This window comes from Rhodococcus phenolicus, assembly GCF_001646785.1.
Lineage (GTDB): Bacteria > Actinomycetota > Actinomycetes > Mycobacteriales > Mycobacteriaceae > Rhodococcus > Rhodococcus phenolicus.
Genome location: NZ_LRRH01000083.1, coordinates 1 through 20,857 on the forward strand (window position 1 = coordinate 1; position 20,857 = coordinate 20,857).

At 69.5% G+C, this 20,857-nt stretch carries 19 protein-coding genes; all 19 read left to right on the top strand.

Annotated features, from left to right (window positions below; translation table 11 throughout):
• On the top strand, positions 1–491 hold a 491-nt coding region (infC, locus tag A8G15_RS21035; RefSeq protein ID WP_068164067.1), incomplete at its 5' end, for a translation initiation factor IF-3.
• Positions 492–560: 69 nt separating this feature from the next.
• Positions 561–755, top strand: coding sequence for a 50S ribosomal protein L35 (gene rpmI / locus A8G15_RS21040; RefSeq protein ID WP_068164069.1), 195 nt, complete (start codon positions 561–563; stop codon positions 753–755).
• Between the two features lie 62 nt (positions 756–817).
• The gene (gene rplT, locus A8G15_RS21045) at positions 818–1,198 is read left to right on the top strand and encodes a 50S ribosomal protein L20 (protein ID WP_006553977.1); all 381 of its coding nucleotides are present in this window, start codon (positions 818–820) and stop codon (positions 1,196–1,198) included.
• Positions 1,199–1,236: 38 nt separating this feature from the next.
• Entirely contained in the window at positions 1,237–2,049 is an 813-nt protein-coding gene (locus tag A8G15_RS21050; protein ID WP_068164072.1) for a TrmH family RNA methyltransferase, read from the top strand.
• Positions 2,050–2,130: 81 nt separating this feature from the next.
• Positions 2,131–3,201 (top strand): phenylalanine--tRNA ligase subunit alpha, encoded by a 1,071-nt coding sequence (gene pheS / locus A8G15_RS21055; RefSeq protein WP_068164109.1) that lies wholly within the window; start codon positions 2,131–2,133, stop codon positions 3,199–3,201.
• Between the two features lie 58 nt (positions 3,202–3,259).
• Positions 3,260–5,743, top strand: a complete 2,484-nt coding sequence (gene pheT / locus A8G15_RS21060; RefSeq protein WP_068164077.1) for a phenylalanine--tRNA ligase subunit beta — start codon at positions 3,260–3,262, stop codon at positions 5,741–5,743.
• A gap of 185 nt (positions 5,744–5,928) precedes the next feature.
• Positions 5,929–6,360 carry a PspA/IM30 family protein gene (locus A8G15_RS21065; protein WP_068164080.1) on the top strand — a complete coding sequence of 144 codons (432 nt, stop codon included), beginning with the start codon at positions 5,929–5,931 and terminating at the stop codon, positions 6,358–6,360.
• 145 nt (positions 6,361–6,505) lie between these two features.
• Positions 6,506–7,579, top strand: coding sequence for an N-acetyl-gamma-glutamyl-phosphate reductase (gene argC, locus A8G15_RS21070; protein WP_068164083.1), 1,074 nt, complete (start codon positions 6,506–6,508; stop codon positions 7,577–7,579).
• A 56-nt stretch (positions 7,580–7,635) separates the two neighbouring features.
• The gene (gene argJ / locus A8G15_RS21075) at positions 7,636–8,844 is read left to right on the top strand and encodes a bifunctional glutamate N-acetyltransferase/amino-acid acetyltransferase ArgJ (protein ID WP_245687933.1); all 1,209 of its coding nucleotides are present in this window, start codon (positions 7,636–7,638) and stop codon (positions 8,842–8,844) included.
• 26 nt (positions 8,845–8,870) lie between these two features.
• Positions 8,871–9,785, top strand: coding sequence for an acetylglutamate kinase (gene argB, locus A8G15_RS21080; protein WP_068164112.1), 915 nt, complete (start codon positions 8,871–8,873; stop codon positions 9,783–9,785).
• Complete coding sequence (locus tag A8G15_RS21085; RefSeq protein ID WP_068164089.1) at positions 9,782–10,990, top strand: acetylornithine transaminase; 1,209 nt, start codon at positions 9,782–9,784, stop codon at positions 10,988–10,990. The genes argB and A8G15_RS21085 overlap by 4 nt, the downstream gene beginning before the upstream one ends.
• A gap of 6 nt (positions 10,991–10,996) precedes the next feature.
• Positions 10,997–11,926, top strand: coding sequence for an ornithine carbamoyltransferase (gene argF, locus A8G15_RS21090; RefSeq protein ID WP_068164093.1), 930 nt, complete (start codon positions 10,997–10,999; stop codon positions 11,924–11,926).
• Positions 11,927–11,928: 2 nt separating this feature from the next.
• Positions 11,929–12,453, top strand: a complete 525-nt coding sequence (locus A8G15_RS21095) for an arginine repressor (protein WP_068164096.1) — start codon at positions 11,929–11,931, stop codon at positions 12,451–12,453.
• A 47-nt stretch (positions 12,454–12,500) separates the two neighbouring features.
• Positions 12,501–13,700 carry an argininosuccinate synthase gene (locus tag A8G15_RS21100; RefSeq protein ID WP_068164098.1) on the top strand — a complete coding sequence of 400 codons (1,200 nt, stop codon included), beginning with the start codon at positions 12,501–12,503 and terminating at the stop codon, positions 13,698–13,700.
• Positions 13,701–13,702: 2 nt separating this feature from the next.
• Complete coding sequence (gene argH / locus A8G15_RS21105; protein ID WP_068164101.1) at positions 13,703–15,145, top strand: argininosuccinate lyase; 1,443 nt, start codon at positions 13,703–13,705, stop codon at positions 15,143–15,145.
• A gap of 142 nt (positions 15,146–15,287) precedes the next feature.
• Positions 15,288–18,275 (top strand): alpha/beta fold hydrolase, encoded by a 2,988-nt coding sequence (locus A8G15_RS21110; protein ID WP_068164114.1) that lies wholly within the window; start codon positions 15,288–15,290, stop codon positions 18,273–18,275.
• Between the two features lie 39 nt (positions 18,276–18,314).
• The gene (locus tag A8G15_RS21115; RefSeq protein ID WP_068164102.1) at positions 18,315–18,536 is read left to right on the top strand and encodes a Trm112 family protein; all 222 of its coding nucleotides are present in this window, start codon (positions 18,315–18,317) and stop codon (positions 18,534–18,536) included.
• Positions 18,472–19,188, top strand: a complete 717-nt coding sequence (locus A8G15_RS21120; RefSeq protein WP_082900050.1) for a DNA-3-methyladenine glycosylase — start codon at positions 18,472–18,474, stop codon at positions 19,186–19,188. The genes A8G15_RS21115 and A8G15_RS21120 overlap by 65 nt, the downstream gene beginning before the upstream one ends.
• A gap of 7 nt (positions 19,189–19,195) precedes the next feature.
• Positions 19,196–20,482: a tyrosine--tRNA ligase gene (tyrS, locus tag A8G15_RS21125; RefSeq protein WP_068164106.1), complete on the top strand. Its 1,287-nt coding sequence runs from the start codon at positions 19,196–19,198 to the stop codon at positions 20,480–20,482.
• Positions 20,483–20,857: the final 375 nt, after the last annotated feature.

Consider the following 20,857-nt stretch of genomic DNA (forward strand, 5'->3'; position numbering starts at 1 on the left):
CGGACCCGACACCGCGCCCGCCCGTCTGCAAGATCATGGACTACGGCAAGTTCAAGTACGAGGCCGCGCAGAAGGCGCGCGAATCGCGCAAGAACCAGCAGCTGACCGTGATCAAGGAGCAGAAGCTCCGGCCGAAGATCGACGACCACGACTACGAGACCAAGAAGCGCAACGTCGTCCGCTTCCTCGAAGCCGGTTCCAAGGTCAAGGTCACCATCATGTTCCGCGGCCGCGAGCAGTCGCGTCCGGAACTCGGATTCCGGTTGCTGCAGCGTCTGGGCGCCGACGTGGCCGAACTCGGCTTCATCGAGACCGCTCCGAAGCAGGACGGCCGCAACATGACGATGGTGCTGGCCCCGCACAAGGGCGCGAAGACACGGGTGAAGGCCCAGGAAGCAGCCCAGGCGAGCACCGCCAAGCCCGCTCCCGCAGCTCCCGCGCCCGCCGCCGAGCAGCAGCCGGCCGAGCAGGGCGACGCGCAGACCAGCTAGCCGCTCGGGCAGCACAGCCGGTGCTGCACGAGCAGACGTACCCGAACAACCGGAAGAACTGAGGACTCCATGCCCAAGTCGAAGACCCACAGCGGCACCGCGAAGCGATTCAAGGTGTCCGGCAGCGGGAAGATCCTGCGCCAGAAGGCCGGCCGCCGCCACCTGCTCGAGCACAAGTCCTCGCGCGTGACCCGTCGCCTCGACGGCACGGCCGTCGTCGCCGCCGTCGACGCGCCGCGCATCAAGCGCCTGCTCGACATCTGAGCTTTCCCGACCGACCATCCCGGGGGCGAGTACCTGCCCCCCGAAACTGACAGGACATATCAGTGGCACGCGTGAAGAGGGCAGTCAACGCCCAGAAGAAGCGCCGTTCGATTCTCGAGGCTTCCAAGGGCTACCGCGGGCAGCGCTCGCGGCTGTACCGCAAGGCCAAGGAGCAGCAGCTTCACTCGCTGACCTACGCCTATCGCGACCGTCGTGCGCGCAAGGGTGACTTCCGCAAGCTGTGGATCAGCCGCATCAATGCTGCTGCCCGCGCGAACGACATCACCTACAACCGGTTCATCCAGGGCCTCAAGGCCGCCGGTGTCGAGGTCGACCGCAAGATCCTCGCCGAGCTCGCCGTCTCCGACGCCGAGGCGTTCGCGGGTCTCGTCGCCGTCGCGAAGGCCGCTCTTCCGGCCGACGTGAACGCTCCGGCTGCCTGAGCGCCGCGCTGAACGACACGACAGCACAGCAACGACCCGTGGACCCGCTCACCGAGCGCACCCCACGGGTCGTTTCTGCTGTGAAACTGCTGCGCACCGCCGAACGCCGCAAAACCGGCCGGTTCCTCGCCGAAGGGGAGAACTCGGTCGCCGAGGCGCTCGACACCGCGACCGTTCACGAGGTGTTCGTCACCGCCGCCGCCGCCGACCGTTATCCGGGTCTGCTCGACGCCGCCCACGACCGCCGCGTCCGCGTCTCGTTCGTCACCGACCGCGCTGCCGAGCGCCTGTCGGACACCGTCACCCCGCCGGGTGTCGTCGCCGTGTGCGACCTGCTCGACGTGCCGCTCGATCGTGCCCTCTCACCGCGGGCCCGGCTGCTCGCGGTGCCCGTCGCGGTCGGCGAGCCCGGTAACGCCGGGACGATGATCCGGGTCGCCGACGCGGTGGGCGCCGACGGCGTGATCCTCGCCGGCGACAGTGTCGACCCGCACAACGGCAAGTGCGTGCGTTCGTCCGCGGGCAGCGTGTTCCACCTGCCGGTAGCCCGCGAACGCGACACCGACCGGGTTCTCGACGCGCTCGCCGACGCCGGTCTGCAGGTACTCGCCACCGCTGCGGACGGCGAGGTGGATCTCGACGACGCCGACGAGCTGCTCGCCGCCCCCACCGCCTGGCTGTTCGGAAACGAAGCGCACGGACTGGACCCGCGCATCGCCGCCCGCGCCGACCACCGCGTGCGGATTCCCATCCGCGGCCGCGCCGAATCGCTGAACCTGGCAACGGCCGCATCGATCTGCCTGTATGCCAGCGCCCGGGTGCAGCATCGCGTGCACGGACCGATCGCCTAGGATTTGTGTGTTGTGCAGCCGGGACCCGCTCCCGACCGCACCCCGTTGAAACGTTCGCCGGAAGAAGGAGTTGCACCGGTCGTGGCCAAGAATGAGGGCGGCACCCCGCCGGCAGTGGACCCGAACGCGCTGACCGAGGAATCGCTCGCCGCAGCAGAGAAGGCCGCGCAGGACGCATTCACCGCCGCCACCGACCTCGATGCGCTCGCCCAGGCGAAGATCGAGCACCTCGGCGACAAGGCGCCCATCTCGCTCGCGAAGCGCGCGCTCGGTTCGCTGCCCGGCAACGAGCGCGCCGACGCCGGCAAGCGGGTCAACGCGCACCGCACCGCCGTGCAGGCGGCGTTCGACGAGCGCAAAGCGCAGTTGCAGGCCGAGCGCGACGCCGCGGTCCTCGTCGCCGAGGCGATCGATGTGACCCTGCCGGCGAACCGCCGCGCGGTCGGTGCCCGGCACCCCATCACGATCATCTCCGAGCAGGTCTCCGACGTGTTCGTCGCGATGGGCTGGGAGGTCGCCGAGGGTCCCGAGGTCGAGACCGAGCACTTCAACTTCGACGCCCTGAACTTTCTGCCGGACCACCCGGCGCGGACCATGCAGGACACCTTCCACATCGCGCCCGAAGGCTCGCGGCAGGTGCTGCGCACCCACACCTCGCCGGTGCAGGTGCGCACCATGCTGTCCCGCGACATTCCGATCTACGTGGTGTGCCCGGGCCGCACGTTCCGCACCGACGAGCTCGACGCCACCCACACCCCGGTCTTCTCGCAGATCGAAGGTCTCGCGGTGGACAAGGGTCTGACCATGGCGCACCTGCGCGGCACCCTCGACGCGTTCGCCCGCGCATTGTTCGGGCCGAACACCCGCACCCGCATGCGGCCGAACTACTTCCCGTTCACGGAACCGTCCGCCGAGGTCGACGTGTGGTTCCCGAACAAGAAGGGCGGCGCCGGCTGGGTGGAGTGGGGCGGCTGCGGCATGGTCAACCCCAACGTCCTCCGCGCATCGGGCATAGATCCGGACGTGTACACCGGGTTCGCGTTCGGGATGGGACTCGAACGCACCCTGCAGTTCCGCAACGGCATCTCCGACATGCGCGACATCGTCGAAGGCGACGTGCGGTTCACGCTGCCGTTCGGTGTGCAGGGCTGACGCCCGCCCCCGAACCGACAACACCCGAGTTTCGAACGAACGAGAAAGCTGAACTCACGTGCGAGTAGCGCAGTCCTGGCTGACCGAGATCCTGCAGCGTTCCACCCCGGAATGGAACGTCACCGCCGAGGAACTCGACGCGGGATTCGTCCGGGTCGGTCTCGAGGTGGAAGAGGTCGACACCCTCGATCGCATCGACAACCTCGTCGTCGGCCGAGTCGTCGAGATCACCGAGCTCACCGAGTTCAAGAAGCCCATCCGGTTCTGCAAGGTCGATGTCGGTGAAGCCGAACCGCGCGGCATCGTGTGCGGTGCCCGCAACTTCGCCGAGGGCGACCTGATCGTCGCTGCGCTGCCGGGCGCGGTGCTGCCCGGCAACTTCGTCATCGCGAGCCGCAAGACCTACGGCCAGGTGTCCGACGGCATGATCTGCTCGCTCGCCGAGCTCGGTATCGGCAAGGACCACTCGGGCATCCTCGTCCTCGAGGAGGGCAGCGCGCTGCCCGGCGCCGACGCCAACGACCTGCTCGGTCTCGGCGACACCGTCATCGAACTGAACATCACCCCGGACCGCGGCTACTGTTTCTCGGTGCGCGGCCTGACCCGCGAACTCGCGTGCGGTTTCGACCTCGAGTTCTCCGATCCGGCGCAGGTCACCCCGAACCCCGCCGACGGCGAGGCCTACCCGATCCGACTCGAGCCGGAATCGAGTGCCACCCGTTTCGCTGCACGCCGCGTCACCGGAATCGACCCCGACGCCGTGTCGCCGTGGTGGCTGCAGCGGCGGCTGCTCACCGCCGGCGTCCGTCCGATCAGCCCGGCCGTCGACGTCACCAACTACGTGATGCTCGAGCTCGGGCAGCCGCTGCACGCGTTCGACGCGGCGACCCTGCAGGGCGAGCTCGTCATCCGCCGTGCCCGCGCGGGCGAGAAGCTCACCACCCTCGACGGTGTCGAGCGCGACCTCGACCCCGAGGACGTCGTCATCACCGACGACTCCGGTGTCATCTCCCTGGCCGGCATCATGGGCGGCGCCACCACCGAGGTCGGCGACACCACCACCGACGTGCTCCTCGAGGCGGCCACCTGGGATCCGCTGGCGGTGTTCCGCGGCAACCGTCGGCACAAACTGTCCAGCGAGGCCGGTAAGCGCTTCGAACGCAACGTCGACCCGGACGTGGCCCTGCCCGCCCTGGACCGGGCGGCATCGCTGCTGGTGGAGATCGCCGGTGGCCGCGTCGAACCGTTGCTGACCGACGTGTCGATCCCGGTCGAGCCGGTGTCGATCCGTATGGACATCGACCTGCCGGACCGGGTCGCGGGTGTCGCCTACCCGAACGGGACGGCCGCGCGCCGGCTCACCCAGATCGGCTGCGCCGTCGAGGTCGGGGTCGGGGTGGACGGGCACGGTCAGCTGATCGTGACGCCGCCGTCGTGGCGTCCGGATCTGCGGCAGCCCGCCGACCTGGTCGAGGAGGTGCTGCGCCTCGAGGGTCTCGAACAGATCCCGTCGGTGTTGCCCGCCGCACCGGCCGGTCGCGGCCTGACACCGTCGCAGAAGCGCCGCCGCGCCGTGGGTCGGGCACTGGCCTCCGACGGGTACGTTGAGGTGCTGGCCCCGGTGTTCCTGCCCGCGCACGTGTTCGACACGTGGGGGCTGGACGCCGACGACCCGCGCCGCACCACCACCAAGGTGCTCAACCCGCTCGAGTCGGATCGGCCCGAACTCGCCACGACGCTGCTGCCGGGTCTGCTCGAGGTGCTGTCGCGCAACGTCGCCCGCGGCCAGCGTGACCTGTCGTTGTTCTCGATCGCTCAGGTCGTGCTGCCCGGCGCCGAAACGCGTGCGGTCGAGGCGCTGCCGGTGGACCGACGGCCCACCGACGAGCAGATCGCCGTGCTCGAGGGGTCGCTGCCGAAGCAGCCGGTGCGTATCGGTGGGGTGCTCTGCGGCCTGCGCGAGCCCGCCGGTCCGTGGGGAGGCGGTCGCGCCGCCGATGCCGTGGACGCGTTCGCCGCGGCCGACACGGTCGCGGCGGCGGCCGGGGTGCGGCTCGAGCGTCGCGCCGCCCAGCACTTGCCGTGGCATCCGGGCCGCTGCGCCGAACTGCTCGTCGACGGCGAGGTCGTCGGGCATGCCGGTGAGCTGCATCCCGCGGTGATCGAGCGGGCCGGGCTTCCGGCACGGACCTGCGCGTTCGAGCTGGATCTCGATGCGCTGCCGATCGTCGAGTCGCTGCCCGCTCCGGCCGTGTCGCCGTTCCCGCCGGTTCTCCAGGACGTCGCGGTCGTCGTCGACAAGGCGGTGCCCGCCGCGATCGTCGAGGCCGCATTGCGCGCCGGCGGCGGTGATCTGCTCGAGGACGTGCGCCTGTTCGACGTGTTCGAAGGCACCCAGGTAGGGGAGGACCGCAAGTCGCTGGCGTTCGCGCTGCGATTCCGCGCTCCGGACCGCACGCTCACCGAGGACGAGGCGAGCGCGGCGCGTGACGCCGCGGTGGCTTCCGCGTCGGCTGCTGTGGGAGCTCAGCTGCGCGGATGACGATCGGGTGGGCACGCACGTAACCGTCGGGGGTGTGCGTGCCCACCCGTGTCTCTGCGATCGCCTGTCTCGGCGATCGGCCGGATCCTCCGGGTATCGCGACGGACGGTGCGCGCAGGGAACCCGCGGAGGCCGAACTCGGTGGCATCCCCGCCGATGCACGACGTTCGACGTAGCCTGGAAACATGACCACGGACCCGAGCGAACCCGACCGTGCTCCCGAACCCGAGCGGCCCGACCGGCCAGTGCCGGATGTGACTCCGGCCGAACCGACATCGCCGACGGTTCCCGATGTTCCGCCCGGACCTGATATTCCGGACGTGACGCCCGCCGATCCGGAGCCGGAGATCGAGCCGGGCCCCGTGGTGCCCGACGTGACACCGGCCGAAGGCGTCCGCGCACCGACGATCGAGGAGATCACCGGCTACACCGAGGGCGGGGTACCCACCTTCGATTCGGTTCGGGACAAGATCGAGAAGCGGCTCGGCACCGCGATGGGTGCGGAGGAACTGGCGCGGGAAACCGAACCTGCCCGCACCCTCGACGAGGAGTTCGAGGACAGGAAGAAGGCCGCCGCTGACAAGCTCGCAGAGATCCGGCGCTCGGTGAGTTCCTGAGCCACCGCCGCGTGCTTACCGGTATTCCGAGCGAATGCATCGTTCAGTCGGTTGAAGGAGACGAGCGATACATTCGCTCGGGAGCGGTGAGCGGTACGACGACCCGCCGATGAATTAGTTTGCATCGCCGTGCATAATGAATCGTATGGGTAACTCACCGGCATTCACGGCGACGCCGCAGTCGCCGATTCGGGTCGCGGTGGCGGGCGCCAGCGGCTACGCAGGCGGCGAAGTCCTGCGTCTGCTCCTCGGGCACCCCGCCTACCAGGACGGCTCGCTCGTCATCGGCGCACTGACCGCCGGCGGCAACGCCGGTGCCACCCTGCGTGAATTCCATCCACACCTGCTGCCGCTCGCCGACCGCGTGCTCGGCGCCACCGACCTCGACACGCTCACCGGTCACGACGTCGTGTTCCTCGGCCTGCCCCACGGCCACTCCGCCGTCATCGCCGATCAGCTGCCCGACACCACCGTCGTCATCGACTGCGGTGCCGACTTCCGGCTCGAGTCCAGCGACGACTGGCGGCGCTGGTACGGCGGCGACCACGCCGGCACCTGGCCGTACGGCATGCCGGAGCTGCCCGGCAAGCGCGAGCAACTGGTCGGTGCCACCCGCATCGCGGTCCCGGGCTGCTACCCGACGTCCGCGTCCCTGGCCCTGGCCCCGGCGGTCGCGGCCGGCATCGTCGAACCGAAGGTGCAGATCGTCGCAGTGTCCGGCACCTCCGGCGCCGGCAAGTCCCCGAAGGTCGACCTGCTCGGCTCCGAGGTGATGGGCTCGGTGCGCGCCTACGGCATCGGTGGCGCCCACCGGCACACCCCGGAGATCAAGCAGAACCTGTCCGCGCTGGCCGGCACCGAGGTCTCCGTCTCCTTCACGCCCGTCCTCGCACCCATGCCGCGGGGCATCCTCGCCACCTGCACCGCGCCGACCACTGCCACCGCCGACGAGGCCCGCGCGGTCTACGAGAAGGCGTACGGCGACGAGGCGTTCGTGCAGCTGCTGCCCGAAGGCGTCCTGCCCGCCACCGGCTCGGTGGTCGGTTCCAACGCCGTGCAGCTCGCCGTGACCGTCGATGCCGATGCGGGCCTGCTGATCGTCGTCGCCGCGCTCGACAACCTGACCAAGGGCACCGCCGGAGCCGCGGTGCAGTCCATGAACCTGGCGCTCGGCCTGCCCGAGACCGCCGGCCTGTCCACCGTAGGAGTTGCACCGTGACCGACCGGACACCACCCGCTGCGGACACGCACGTCGAGCACGTCTACGCCGACGCCGTGGAGACCGCGGGCGGCCGGCTCATCCGCACCCAGGGCGTGACCGGCCCCGCCGGTTTCCGGGCCGCCGGGATCCGGGCGGGCATCAAGGTCAGCGGCAACCCCGACCTCGCTCTCGTCTTCAACGAGGGCCCCGACCTGGCCGCCGCCGGCGTCTTCACCACCAACAAGGTCAAGGCCGCCCCGGTGCTCTGGTCCCAGCAGGTCCTCACCGTCGGCGCGCTGCGCGCGGTCGTCCTCAACTCCGGTGGCGCCAACGCGTGCACCGGCCCCGGTGGCTTCCAGGACACCCATGCCACCGCCGAGGCGCTCGCCGCCGCACTGAGCAACTGGGGCACGGAAACCGGCGCGGGCGAGATCGCGGTGTGCTCCACCGGCCTGATCGGCGACCGGCTGCCCATGGACAAGGTCCTCGCCGGCGTGCAGGAGATCGTCCACGAACTCGCCGGGGGCATCTCCGGTGGCACCGACGCCGCGCACGCGATCATGACCACCGATACCGTCCCCAAGCAGGCCGCGCTCCACCACGCCGACAAGTGGAACGTCGGCGGCATGGGCAAGGGCGCCGGCATGCTCGCCCCTGCCCTGGCCACCATGCTGGTCGTGCTCACCACCGACGCGGTCGCCACCGCAGCCCAGCTCGACGAGGCGCTGCGTCACGCCACCCGGCAGACCTTCGACCGGCTCGATGTCGACGGTGCCACCTCGACCAACGACACCGTGCTGCTGCTCGCCTCCGGGGCCAGCGGCATCACCCCCGCCCAGGACGAACTGAACGCGGCGGTCCTCGCCGTGTGCGACAGCCTCGCCGACCAGATGATGGCCGACGCCGAAGGCGTCACCAAGCGGGTGACCGTCACCGTCCGCGGCGCCGCCAGCGAATCCGACGCGCTGATCGGTGCCCGCACCGTCGCGCGCGACAGCCTCGTCAAGACGGCGCTGTTCGGTTCCGATCCCAACTGGGGACGCGTCCTCGCCGCCATCGGCATCGCCCCGATCGAACTCGACCCGAACACGATCTCGGTGACGTTCAACGGCAACCCCGTGTGCATCGACGGCGTCGGCGCCCCGGGTGCCCGCGACGTGGACCTGTCCGGCATCGACATCGCCCTCGACATCGATCTCGGCGTCGGCGACGCCGAGATCTCCATCCGCACCACCGACCTCTCGCACGCGTACGTCGAAGAGAACTCGGCGTACTCGTCGTGACAGCGCAGAACGTGACGGGAGAAGACATGCTCGACGACCTCATCGCGAGCCTCACCTCGCACCAGAAGGCGTTCGTGCTCGCCGAAGCACTGCCGTGGCTGCAGAAGTTCCGCGACAAGATCGTCGTCGTCAAATACGGCGGCAACGCCATGATCGACGACGATCTCAAGTCGGCGTTCGCCGCCGACATGGCGTTCCTGCGCACCGTCGGCATCCACCCGGTGGTCGTGCACGGCGGCGGCCCCCAGATCAACGCCATGCTGAAGCGACTCGGCATGGAAGGGGAGTTCCGCGGCGGCTTCCGGGTCACCACGCCCGAGGTGATGGACGTCGTGCGGATGGTGCTGTTCGGCCAGGTCGGCCGCGAACTCGTCGGACTGATCAACAGCCACGGCCCGTACGCCGTCGGCATTTCCGGTGAGGACGCGAGGCTGTTCACCGCGACCCGTCGCACCGTCGTCGTCGACGGGGAGGACACCGACATCGGGCTCGTCGGCGACGTCACCACCGTCGACCCCGCAGCCGTCCTCGACCTCATCGCCGCCGGACGCATCCCCGTCGTCTCCACGATCGCACCCGACGCCGACGGAGTCGTGCACAACATCAACGCCGACACCGCCGCGGCCGCGCTCGCCGAAGCGCTCGGCGCCGAGAAGCTCGTCGTCCTCACCGACGTCGAGGGGCTCTACACCGACTGGCCCGATCGCAGCTCGCTGACCTCGCAGATCGACACCGCGGCGCTCACCGCACTGCTGCCGTCGCTCGACGCGGGGATGGTCCCCAAGATGGAAGCCTGCCTGCGTGCCGTGCAGGGCGGCGTCCCCACCGCCCACGTCATCGACGGCCGCCAGCCGCACTCGGTACTGCTCGAACTGTTCACCGAGGAGGGCATCGGCACCATGGTGACGCCCACCACCCCCACCCAGGAAGGCACAGCATGACCGGCACGTCCGATCTGCAGGAACGCTGGGCGCATTCGCTCATGCACAACTACGGCGTGCCGAAGGTCGCGCTCGTCGCCGGAGACGGCGCGGTCGTCACCGACGCCGACGGCAAGCAGTACCTCGACCTGCTCGGTGGTATCGCCGTCAACAGCCTCGGCCACCGCCACCCGGCGATCATCGACGCCGTCACCGCCCAGCTGAACCAGCTCGGTCACGTCTCGAACCTGTACGCGTCGCCGCCGGTGCTCGAGCTCGCCGAACGTCTGCTCGCGCACTTCGGTGAGGACACCACCGGTCGCCCCGGCCGCGGCCGCGTGTTCTTCTGCAACTCGGGCACCGAAGCCAACGAGGCCGCCTTCAAGATCGCCCGGCTCACCGGCCGGCCCAAGATCATCGCCGCGGAGAAGGCATTCCACGGCCGCACCATGGGCGCGCTCGCCCTCACCGGCCAGCCCGACAAGCGCGCACCGTTCGAACCGATGCCCGCCGGTGTCGAGTTCGTCCCCTACGGCGACGCCGCCGCCCTCGAAGCCGCCGTCGACGAGAACACCGCCGCGGTCTTCCTCGAACCGATCATGGGGGAGTCCGGCGTCGTCGTGCCGCCCGAGGGCTACCTGGCCGCGGCCCGCCGCATCACCGCCGAGAAGGGCGCCCTGCTCGTCCTCGACGAGGTCCAGACCGGCATCGCCCGCACCGGCACGTTCTTCGCGCACCAGGCCGCCGGAATCGTCCCCGACGTGATGACCCTGGCCAAGGGCCTCGGTGGCGGCCTGCCGATCGGCGCCGTCCTCGCGACCGGCCCCGCCGCCGAGCTGTTCCAGCCCGGCAAGCACGGCACCACCTTCGGGGGCAACCCCGTGTGCGCGGCCGCGGCACTCGCCGTGTTGCGCACCATCGACGAGCAGAACCTGCTCGACCACGTGAACTCCGTCGGCAAGACCCTCGCGGCCGGCATCGAAGAACTCGGGCATCCGCTCGTCTCCCACGTGCGTGGCTCCGGACTGCTCCTCGGCGTCGTGCTCGCCGCCCCGAAGGCGCCGGCCGTGGAGACCGCCGCCCGCGACGCCGGTTTCCTCGTCAACGCCGCCGCACCCGACGTGATCCGGCTCGCGCCGCCGCTGATCCTGACCGAAGAGCAGGCCGAGAACTTCGTGACCGCGTTGCCCGCGATCCTCGACACCGCCGACCGCGAAGGGAACTGACCACCCGTGCTCCGCCACTTCCTGCGCGACGACGACCTCACCCCGGCCGAACAGGCCGAAGTGCTCGAACTCGCCGCCGAACTCAAGAAGGCCCCGTTGTCCCGGCGGCCACTCGAAGGTCCGCTCAGTGTCGCGGTGTTGTTCGACAAGACCTCCACCCGCACCCGCTTCTCCTTCGACGCCGGCATCGCCCAGCTCGGCGGTCACGCGATCGTCGTGGACGCCGGATCGACGCAGATCGGCAAGGGGGAGACGCTCGAGGACACCGCCCGCATGTTCTCCCGGTTCACCGAGGCCGTCGTGTGGCGCACCTACGGCCAGGACCGAATCGAAACCCTGGCCGCACATGCCACGGTGCCGGTCGTCAACGCGCTGACCGACACCTTCCACCCCTGCCAGGTGCTCGCGGACCTGCAGACCATCCGCGAACACAAGGGCCGGACCGCGGGCCTGTCGATGACGTACTTCGGCGACGGCGCCAACAACATGGCCCACTCGCTGATGCTCGGCGGCGTCACCGCCGGCCTGCACGTCACCATCGCCACCCCGGCCGGATTCCTGCCCGACCCGGCCGTGGTGGAGGCCACCCGGGCCCGCGCCGCCGAGACCGGAGGCAGCGTCACCGTCACCGACGACCCGCAGGCCGCCGCGACGAACGCCGACGTGCTCGTCACCGACACCTGGGTGTCGATGGGCCAGGAGGACGACGGACTCGACCGCGAGTCGGTGTTCCGCCCCTTCCAGGTCAACGCCGAGCTGCTCGCCCTGTCGAAGCCGGACTCGATCGTGCTGCACTGCCTGCCCGCCTACCGCGGCCGCGAGATCACCGCCGATGTCATCGACGGACCCCGCGCCGTCGTGTGGGACGAGGCCGAGAACCGACTGCACGCCCAGAAGGCACTGCTCGTGTGGTTGCTCGAGCAGCGGGAGCACTGACCGTGAGTACCGCCGCGGGCCGAACCGAGGGCACGGACCGTACCGCCGCGTCCTCGGCCCCGACGCGCGCGGCGCGGCAGGCGCGGATCACCGCGCTCGTCGCCACCCGCGAGGTGCGCAGCCACACCGAACTCGCCGCGCTGCTCGCCGAGGAGGGCATCGAGGTGTCCACCGCGACCCTCTCACGCGACCTCGAGGAACTCGGCGCGGTCAAGCTTCGCGCCGCCGACGGAGGAGCCGGCGTCTACGTCGTCCCGGAGGACGGCAGCCCCGTCCGCGGAGTGTCCGGAGGCACCGACCGGCTGTCCCGTCTCCTCGGCGAATTGCTCGTCTCGACGGACTGCAGCGGGAACCTCGCGGTCCTGCGCACGCCCCCGGGGGCGGCGCACTATCTGGCCAGTGCACTCGATCGGGCATCATTACCTGAGGTGGTCGGCACGATCGCCGGGGACGACACCATCGCGGTGATCGCCCGGGAGCCGATGACGGGGGCCGAACTGGCCGCGAAAATCGAATCTCTCGCCTGAACTACAACCAATAGACGTCAGTCGAACAAAGAAGGAGCGCAAGAACAATGGCCGATCGCGTCGTACTCGCCTACTCGGGCGGGCTGGACACCTCCGTTGCCATCAGCTGGATCGGCAAGGAGACCGGCAAGGAGGTCGTCGCCGTCGCCATCGATCTCGGCCAGGGTGGCGAGGACATGGAGGTCGTGCGTCAGCGTGCCCTCGACTGCGGTGCCGTCGAATCCGTCGTCGTCGACGCCAAGGACGAATTCGCCAACGAGTACTGCCTGCCCACCGTCCAGGCCAACGCGCTGTACATGGACCGCTACCCGCTGGTCTCGGCGATCAGCCGACCGCTGATCGTCAAGCACATCGTGCAGGCCGCCCGCGAACACGGTGGCACCATCGTCTCGCACGGCTGCACCGGCAAGGGCAACGACCAGGTCCGCTTCGAGGTCGGCTTCGGCGCCCTCGCCCCCGACCTGCAGGTCATCGCGCCGGTGCGCGACTACGCGTGGACCCGGGAGAAGGCCATCGCGTTCGCCGGCGAGCACAACCTCCCGATCAACGTGACCAAGAAGTCCCCGTTCTCCATCGACCAGAACGTGTGGGGCCGCGCCGTCGAGACGGGCTTCCTCGAGGACCTGTGGAACGCCCCCACCAAGGACGTCTACGACTACACCGAGGACCCCACCCTCAACTGGCAGGCCCCGGACGAGCTGATCGTCAGCTTCGAGGCCGGTAAGCCGGTCGCCATCGACGGCAAGCACGTCACCGTCCTCGAGGCGATCCAGCAGCTCAACAAGCGCGCCGGAGCCCAGGGCGTCGGACGGCTCGACATGGTCGAGGACCGCCTCGTCGGCATCAAGAGCCGCGAGATCTACGAGGCACCGGGCGCGATCGCACTGATCACCGCACACCAGGAACTCGAGCACGTCACCCTCGAGCGTGAACTCGGCCGCTACAAGCGCCGCGTCGAGGAGCGCTGGAGCGAACTGGTGTACGACGGCCTGTGGTACTCCCCGCTCAAGTACGCGCTCGACGCGTTCATCGCGCAGACCCAGCAGCGCGTCACCGGCGACATCCGCATGTCCATGCACGGCGGGCACATCACCGTCAACGGCCGCCGCAGCCCCGAATCGCTGTACGACTTCAACCTCGCCACCTATGACGAGGGCGACAGCTTCGACCAGTCCAACGCCAAGGGCTTCGTGCAGATCCACGGCCTGTCGTCGAAGGTCGCCGCGAAGCGCGATCTGGGCCTGTAGGAATGAACAGCCACGACGGCGGTGCCCGAACCCAGGGCACCAACGAAGGCGCCCTGTGGGGCGGCCGGTTCGCATCCGGACCGGCCGCCGCCATGGCGGCACTGAGCAAGTCGACGCACTTCGACTGGGCGCTCGCCCCGTACGACGTGCGCGCCTCCCAGGCGCACGCGAAGGTCCTGCACCGCGCCGGCCTGCTCAGCGACGGCGACCTTGCGACCATGCTCGACGGACTCGACCGGCTCGCCGCCGACGTCGCCTCCGGGGCGTTCGTGCCCGCCGAGTCCGACGAGGACGTCCACGGCGCCCTCGAACGCGGCCTCATCGACCGGGTCGGACCCGAGGTCGGCGGCCGCCTGCGCGCGGGCCGGTCCCGCAACGACCAGGTCGCCACGCTCTTCCGCATGTGGTTGCGCGACGCCGCGCGACGCATCTCCGACGGTGTGCTCGATGTCGTCGAGGCCATCGCGGACCAGGCCGCGGCGCATCCGCACGCGGTCATGCCGGGCAAGACGCACCTGCAGGCGGCACAACCGGTCCTGCTCGCGCATCACCTGCTCGCGCACGCGCACCCGCTGCTGCGTGACGTGCAGCGCCTGCAGGACTTCGACAAGCGTGCCGCGGTGTCCCCGTACGGATCCGGAGCGCTCGCCGGATCGTCGCTCGGCCTCGACCCCGACGCGATCGCCGCCGAGCTGAACTTCGACTCGGCAGCGGACAACTCGATCGACGCGACCAGCTCACGGGACTTCGCGGCCGAGGCCGCGTTCGTGTTCGCGATGATCGCCGTCGACCTGTCCCGCATGGCGGAGGAGGTGATCCTGTGGAGCACCCCGGAGTTCGGGTACATCACCCTCGCCGACGAATGGTCCACCGGATCGTCGATCATGCCGCAGAAGAAGAACCCGGACGTCTCCGAGCTCACCCGCGGCAAGGCCGGCCGGCTCATCGGCAACGTCACCGGGCTCCTCGCGACCCTCAAGGCGCAGCCGCTCGCGTACAACCGCGACCTGCAGGAGGACAAGGAACCGGTGTTCGATTCGGTGGCGCAGCTCGAGCTGCTGCTCCCGGCGATCACCGGCCTGGTGGCGACGCTGACGTTCCACACGGACCGGATGGCCGAGCTCGCGCCCGCCGGATTCACCCTCGCGACCGACATCGCCGAGTGGATGGTGCGCCAGGGCGTACCGTTCCGGGTCGCGCACGAAGCGGCCGGCGCCTGCGTCAAGGTCGCGGAGGGCCGCGGCGTGGGCCTCGAGGACCTCACCGACGAGGAACTCGCCGCGGTCGATCCCGCGCTCACCCCGCAGGTGCGCGAGGTGCTCACCGTGGAAGGGTCCATCGCCTCCCGCAATGCGCGCGGCGGCACGGCCGGCGCCCGGGTCGTCGAACAGCTCGCCCGCGTACGCGCGACCGCGCAGGACCTGAGGGACCGGGTCCGCGCCTGACCGCAACCCACAAGCCGGTTCGAACGATGCCGAGTGTGATGCACACGGCGTTTCGAACCGGCTTGTGGCGTGCCGGACGTGTGGCAGTCTGGATTTTCGAACACGGAAGTTTTCGGTACACGCGGCGGATGGGGTGCGGTTCGTGGGACTGGGCAGTGAATCGTTGAGGGGGCCGCTGCGCCGCGTCGTGGCGACGGCGCAGAACGGCCTCGAGGTGCTTCGGTTCGGCGGGCTCGAGACGGGGGCGACCCCGTCGCCGTTCCAGGTCGTCGCCCGTACACCGATGTACCGCCTGCGCCGCTACTTCCCCGAGTCCGACACCGCGGCGACCGGAATCCCGATCGTGCTGGTTCCACCGATGATGATGTCGGCCGACGTGTACGACGTCACCCGCGACAAGGGTGCCGTCGGAATGTTGCACGCCGTCGGACTCGATCCGTGGGTCGTCGACTTCGGGTCCCCGGATCAGGAGGAGGGCGGCTGGCGCCGCACCCTGACCGACCACATCGTCGCCCTCGACGAGATCGTCGACCGGGTGCGCGACTACACCGGCCAGGACATCCATCTCGCCGGATACTCGCAGGGCGGCATGTTCTGCTATCAGGCCGCGGCCTACCGGCGCAGCCGCAACATCGCGAGCCTGATCACCTTCGGAAGTCCCGTCGACACGTTGGCGGCGCTGCCGCTGGGCATCCCGGACGCCGTGGCGGTCCGCGGCGCGGACTTCCTCGCCGATCACGTCTTCAACCGGATGGCGATCACCGGGTGGATGGCCCGCACCGGGTTCCAGTTCCTCGATCCCGTCAAGACGGTGCGGGCACGGCTCGAATTCGTCATGCAGTTGCACGACCGCGAGGCGTTGCTTCCCCGCGAACCGCAGCGCCGTTTCCTCGACACCGAGGGCTGGGTCGCGTGGTCGGGTCCGGCGGTCGCGGATCTGCTGCGTCAGTTCATCGCGCACAACCGCATGGTCAGCGGCGGGTTCGTCATCAACGACAGACCCGTGAGTCTCGCGGACATCACCTGCCCGGTCCTCGCGTTCGTCGGGGAGGTCGACGACATCGGGCAACCCCTCGCCGTACGCGGTATCCGTAAGGCGTCCCCGCGTGCCGAGGTCTTCGAATATTGTTTGCGTGCAGGGCATTTCGGTCTCGTTGTGGGTTCGGCGGCGGCGCAGCACACCTGGCCCGCCGTCGGCGAATGGGTGCTGTGGCGGGAGAATCAGGGCGATCGGCCGATCGGCATCGTCCCGATGGCCGTCCCCGAGCCGCACGCCGAAGGCGACACGGGGGTGTCCGTCACCAGCCGGCTGACCCACACCGTCGCCACCATCGCCGAGGTCGGTGCACAGGTCGGCAGGGGACTCGCGGAGATCGCCGCGGGCACCGTCCGCGGTGCACGCGAACTGTCCGAGGAAGCCGCGCGGGCACTGCCGCGGCTGGCGCGACTCGGGCAGATCCAGCCGCACACCCGAATCTCGGTCGGCAGCCTCCTCGCCGAGCAGGTCCGCAAGGGACCCGACCGCGAAGGCTTCATCTTCGAGGACCGTGTCTACACCTACGCGGCCGTCAACCGGCGGATCGACAACGTCGTGCGCGGTCTCATCCACTGCGGCGTGCGGCCGGGCATGCACGTCGGTGTCCTCATGGAGACGCGCCCCAGCGCGATGGCCGCGGTCGCGGCGGTCTCCCGTATCGGCGGGGTCTCGGTGTTGCTCGCGCCCGGCCCCGACCTCGACGAGAAGCTGCGACTGGGCACGGTCGAGAAGATCGTCACGGACCCGGAGAACCTCCCGGCCGCCGTCGCAACCGGTCTGCCCGCCCTCGTGCTCGGCGGCGGCGACGTTCGCGACATCGACATCGAACCGGGGACCGACGTCGTCGACCTCGAACGTCTCGATGCCACCACGGTGGAGCTGCCCGGCTGGTACGTCCCGGACCCGGGCATGGCACGCGAACTCGGTTTCATCCTGTTCACCGGTTACGGCGACTCGCTCGAGATGAAGCTCATCACCAATCATCGGTGGGCACTGTCGGCATTCGGTACCGCGACCGCCGCCGCGCTCGGCCGCGGCGACACCGTGTACTGCCTCGCGCCGCTGCATCACTCGTCGGGACTGCTCGTCAGCCTCGGCGGTGCACTCGCCGGCGGCTCGCGCATCGCGCTGTCGCGGGGACTGGACCCGGCACGGTTCAGCGACGAAGTGCACCGCTACGGCATCACCGTCGTCACCTACACGTGGGCGATGCTGCGCGAGATCCTCGACAGCCCGTCGTTGCACATCGACGACAGCCACCCGGTGCGCCTGTTCATCGGCTCCGGAATGACCCCCGGTCTGTGGCGGCGCACCATGGAACGCTTCACACCCGCACAGGTTCTCGAGTTCTACGCCTCCACCGAGGGCACGATCGTGCTGGCCAACGTGTCGGGCGCGAAGGTCGGCTCCAAGGGGCGGGCGCTGCCCGGCAGCACCGAGGTCAGTCTTGCCGCCTACGATCCCGTCGGCCGCCGATTCGTCGAAGACGACCGGGGCTTCGTCCGGGAAAGCGCGCCCGGTGAGGTCGGACTGCTGCTCGGCCGACAGAGCATGACCACCGACATCTCCGCCGGCGTGATGCGCGGCGTGTTCGAAGCCGGTGACGCGTGGATCCCCACGGAGAACCTGTTCCGGCGCGACGCGGACGGCGACTTCTGGCTCCTCGACAACAAACGCACCGTCATCCTCACGCAGCACGGGCCCGTCTACGCGCAACCCGTCGTCGACGCTCTCGGCGCGCTCCCTCGCGTCGACCTCGTCGTCGCCTACGAAGTGCGCGCCGGTGAGGCGGATCTCGCCGTCGCGGCGTGCACGCTGCGGGAGAACAAGGCACCGAGCGCAGTGGAGATCACCGCAGCCCTCGACGCGCTGCCCGCCGCCGAACGCCCGGACGTCGTCCACGTCGTGCCGCACATCCCGGTCGGCCCGTCCTTCCGCCCCGTCGCCGATGCATTGCGGGCACAGGGTCTGCCCCGGCCGACCGTGCGTTCGTGGTACGCCGATCCCGGGACCGGGACCTACAAGCGGCTCACCAAGTCGGTCGCGGCACGACTGGAGACGGGCGTCGTCGATACGGGTTCCGCTGCGCGGTAGCCTGGTCCGGTTCGCACGTCGCACTTCGAGAGGACAACGGTGGCTGTCGACCCCACGCTGTTGAGCATCCTGGCCTGCCCGCAGGACAAGGGGCCGTTGCTCCTCGTGGACGACGCGGTGCTCTACAACCCCCGGCTGCGGCGCGCCTACCCGATCGAGAACGGCATCCCGGTTCTGCTCGTCGACGAGGCCCGCGATGTCACGGACGCCGAGCACGACGACTACGTCGCGCGCGGGGTCGCCGGCTGGACGCAGGACTGATCACCTGATCTGCGACGACCCCCCCACCCAGAGGGCGCTGCTCGCCGAGGCGGACCCGGTCGCCGGCGCCCGCATGCTGCTCGGCGCGACCCTTCGCGTCGACGACGTCGCGCTACGTATCACCGAGGTCGAGGCGTACGGCGGACCGGAGGGCGGTCCGTGGCCGGACCCGGCCGCGCACTCCTACCGCGGCCGCACCGCCCGCAACACCGTCATGTACGGCCCGGCCGGGCATCTGTACGTGTATCGCAGCTACGGCCTGCATCACTGCGCGAACATCTCGATCGGACCGGACGGTGTCGCGGGCGCGGTGCTGCTGCGCGGCGCGCAGGTCCTGTCCGGGGAGGAAACCGTCCGCATCCGGCGCACCCCGGGTATCGCCACCCCGAATCTGGCGCGGGGCCCGGGAAATCTCGCGGAAGCACTCGGCCTGACACTCGACGACAACGGCCTCGACGTGTTCGGCGCACCGTCGCGGGTGCGTCTCGTCCTCGGCACCGGCGACGCGCCCAACGAGGTGGAGGCCGGTCCGCGCGTCGGAATCGCGCAGGCGGCAGACAGGCCGTGGCGGTTGTGGATTCCCGGTGCGGTCGGCGTCTCGGCCTACCGGCGGAGCCCACGGGCGCCGGTCGCGAAACCGCGAATGGGATGATCGAGCGGTGACTGAGCACATTCTCGACGAACTGACCTGGCGCGGGCTCATCGCCCAATCGACCGACATCGACGCACTGCGCCGTGATCTCGACGCGGGACCGCTCACGTTGTATGCCGGTTTCGATCCGACCGGGCCGAGTCTGCACGCCGGTCACCTCGTTCCGCTTCTTGCTCTGAAGCGGTTCCAGCGCGCGGGCCATCGGCCGATCGTCCTGGCAGGTGGCGCGACCGGCATGATCGGAGACCCCCGTGACGTGGGGGAGCGGACGATGAACTCCATCGACACCGTCGCGGAATGGTCCGAACGCATCCGCAGCCAGCTCGAGCGGTTCGTCGACTTCGACGATTCGCCGACCGGTGCCGTCGTGGCGAACAATCTGGACTGGACCGGCCAACTCAGCGCGATCGATTTCCTGCGCGGAATCGGCAAGCACTTCTCGGTCAACGTGATGCTCGCCCGCGACACCGTCAAGCGGCGCCTCGAAGGTGACGGCATCTCGTACACCGAGTTCAGCTACATGCTCCTGCAGGCGAACGACTTCGTCGAACTGCGCCGCAAGTACGGCTGCGCACTGCAGGTCGGCGGCTCCGACCAGTGGGGCAACATCATCGCGGGTGTCGAACTCAACCGCCGCACCGACGGCGAACCGGTGCACGCGCTGACCGTCCCGCTGGTGACCTCCGCGGACGGCAAGAAGTTCGGTAAGTCCACCGGTGGCGGCAGTCTGTGGCTCGATCCGGAGATGACCACGCCGTACGCCTGGTACCAGTACTTCGTGAACGCCGGCGACGCCGACGTGATCAAGTACCTGCGCTGGTTCACCTTTCTCGATCAGGACGAGCTCGCCGAACTCGAAGTCGCCACCGCTGAACGGCCGCAGGCCCGCGAAGCACAGCGTCGGCTCGCGGCCGAGATGACGACCCTGGTCCACGGTGAGGCGAACACCCGTGCCGTCGAACTGGCGAGCCGGGCTCTGTTCGGTCGTGCGGAGCTCACAGATCTCGACGAGGGCACCCTCGCGGCCGCGCTGGCGGAGGCGTCGATCGCCGAGGTCCGCGCCGGCGAGCCGTCCACGATCGTGGACCTGCTCGTCGCGACCGGGCTGTGCGAGAGCAAAGGCGCGGCACGGCGCACGGTGAAGGAAGGTGGCGCGTCGGTCAACAACGGCCGGATCGCCGCGGAGGACTGGGCACCGGGCGAGTCGGATCTCCTGCACGGCCAGTGGCTCGTCGTGCGCCGCGGCAAGCGCAACTTCGCCGGTGTGCGCGTCGTGCGCGACCGACAGGCGTGAATGTTACCGCTGACGGGCCGTTGACCTGCGGATTTGACGGCCTGTTAGCGGTGGCGTAACTTAGTTGTCGTTCGAGCGACAGGGACACCGACCCGGACCACAAGGTTCGGGTCAAATATGATGCCCCGAGATGTTTGAACACCTCAGCAGAAGATCCTACCGAGCCGAATGATTTTGACTCGGTGAGAACCATCTGCTAGGTTGGAACAGTTGCCCCGGAGCGGGTCGGACAGTCAAGTTCGGTCGTGATGGTGTGTGCGTGTTCTTTGAGAACTCAACAGTGTGCCGATGAATGTCAGTGCCAATAATTATTGGTGCGACCACTTCACTTTCTGGAGTGGTTGTCTGCTGATCTATCACATTCTTCCGTCTGTG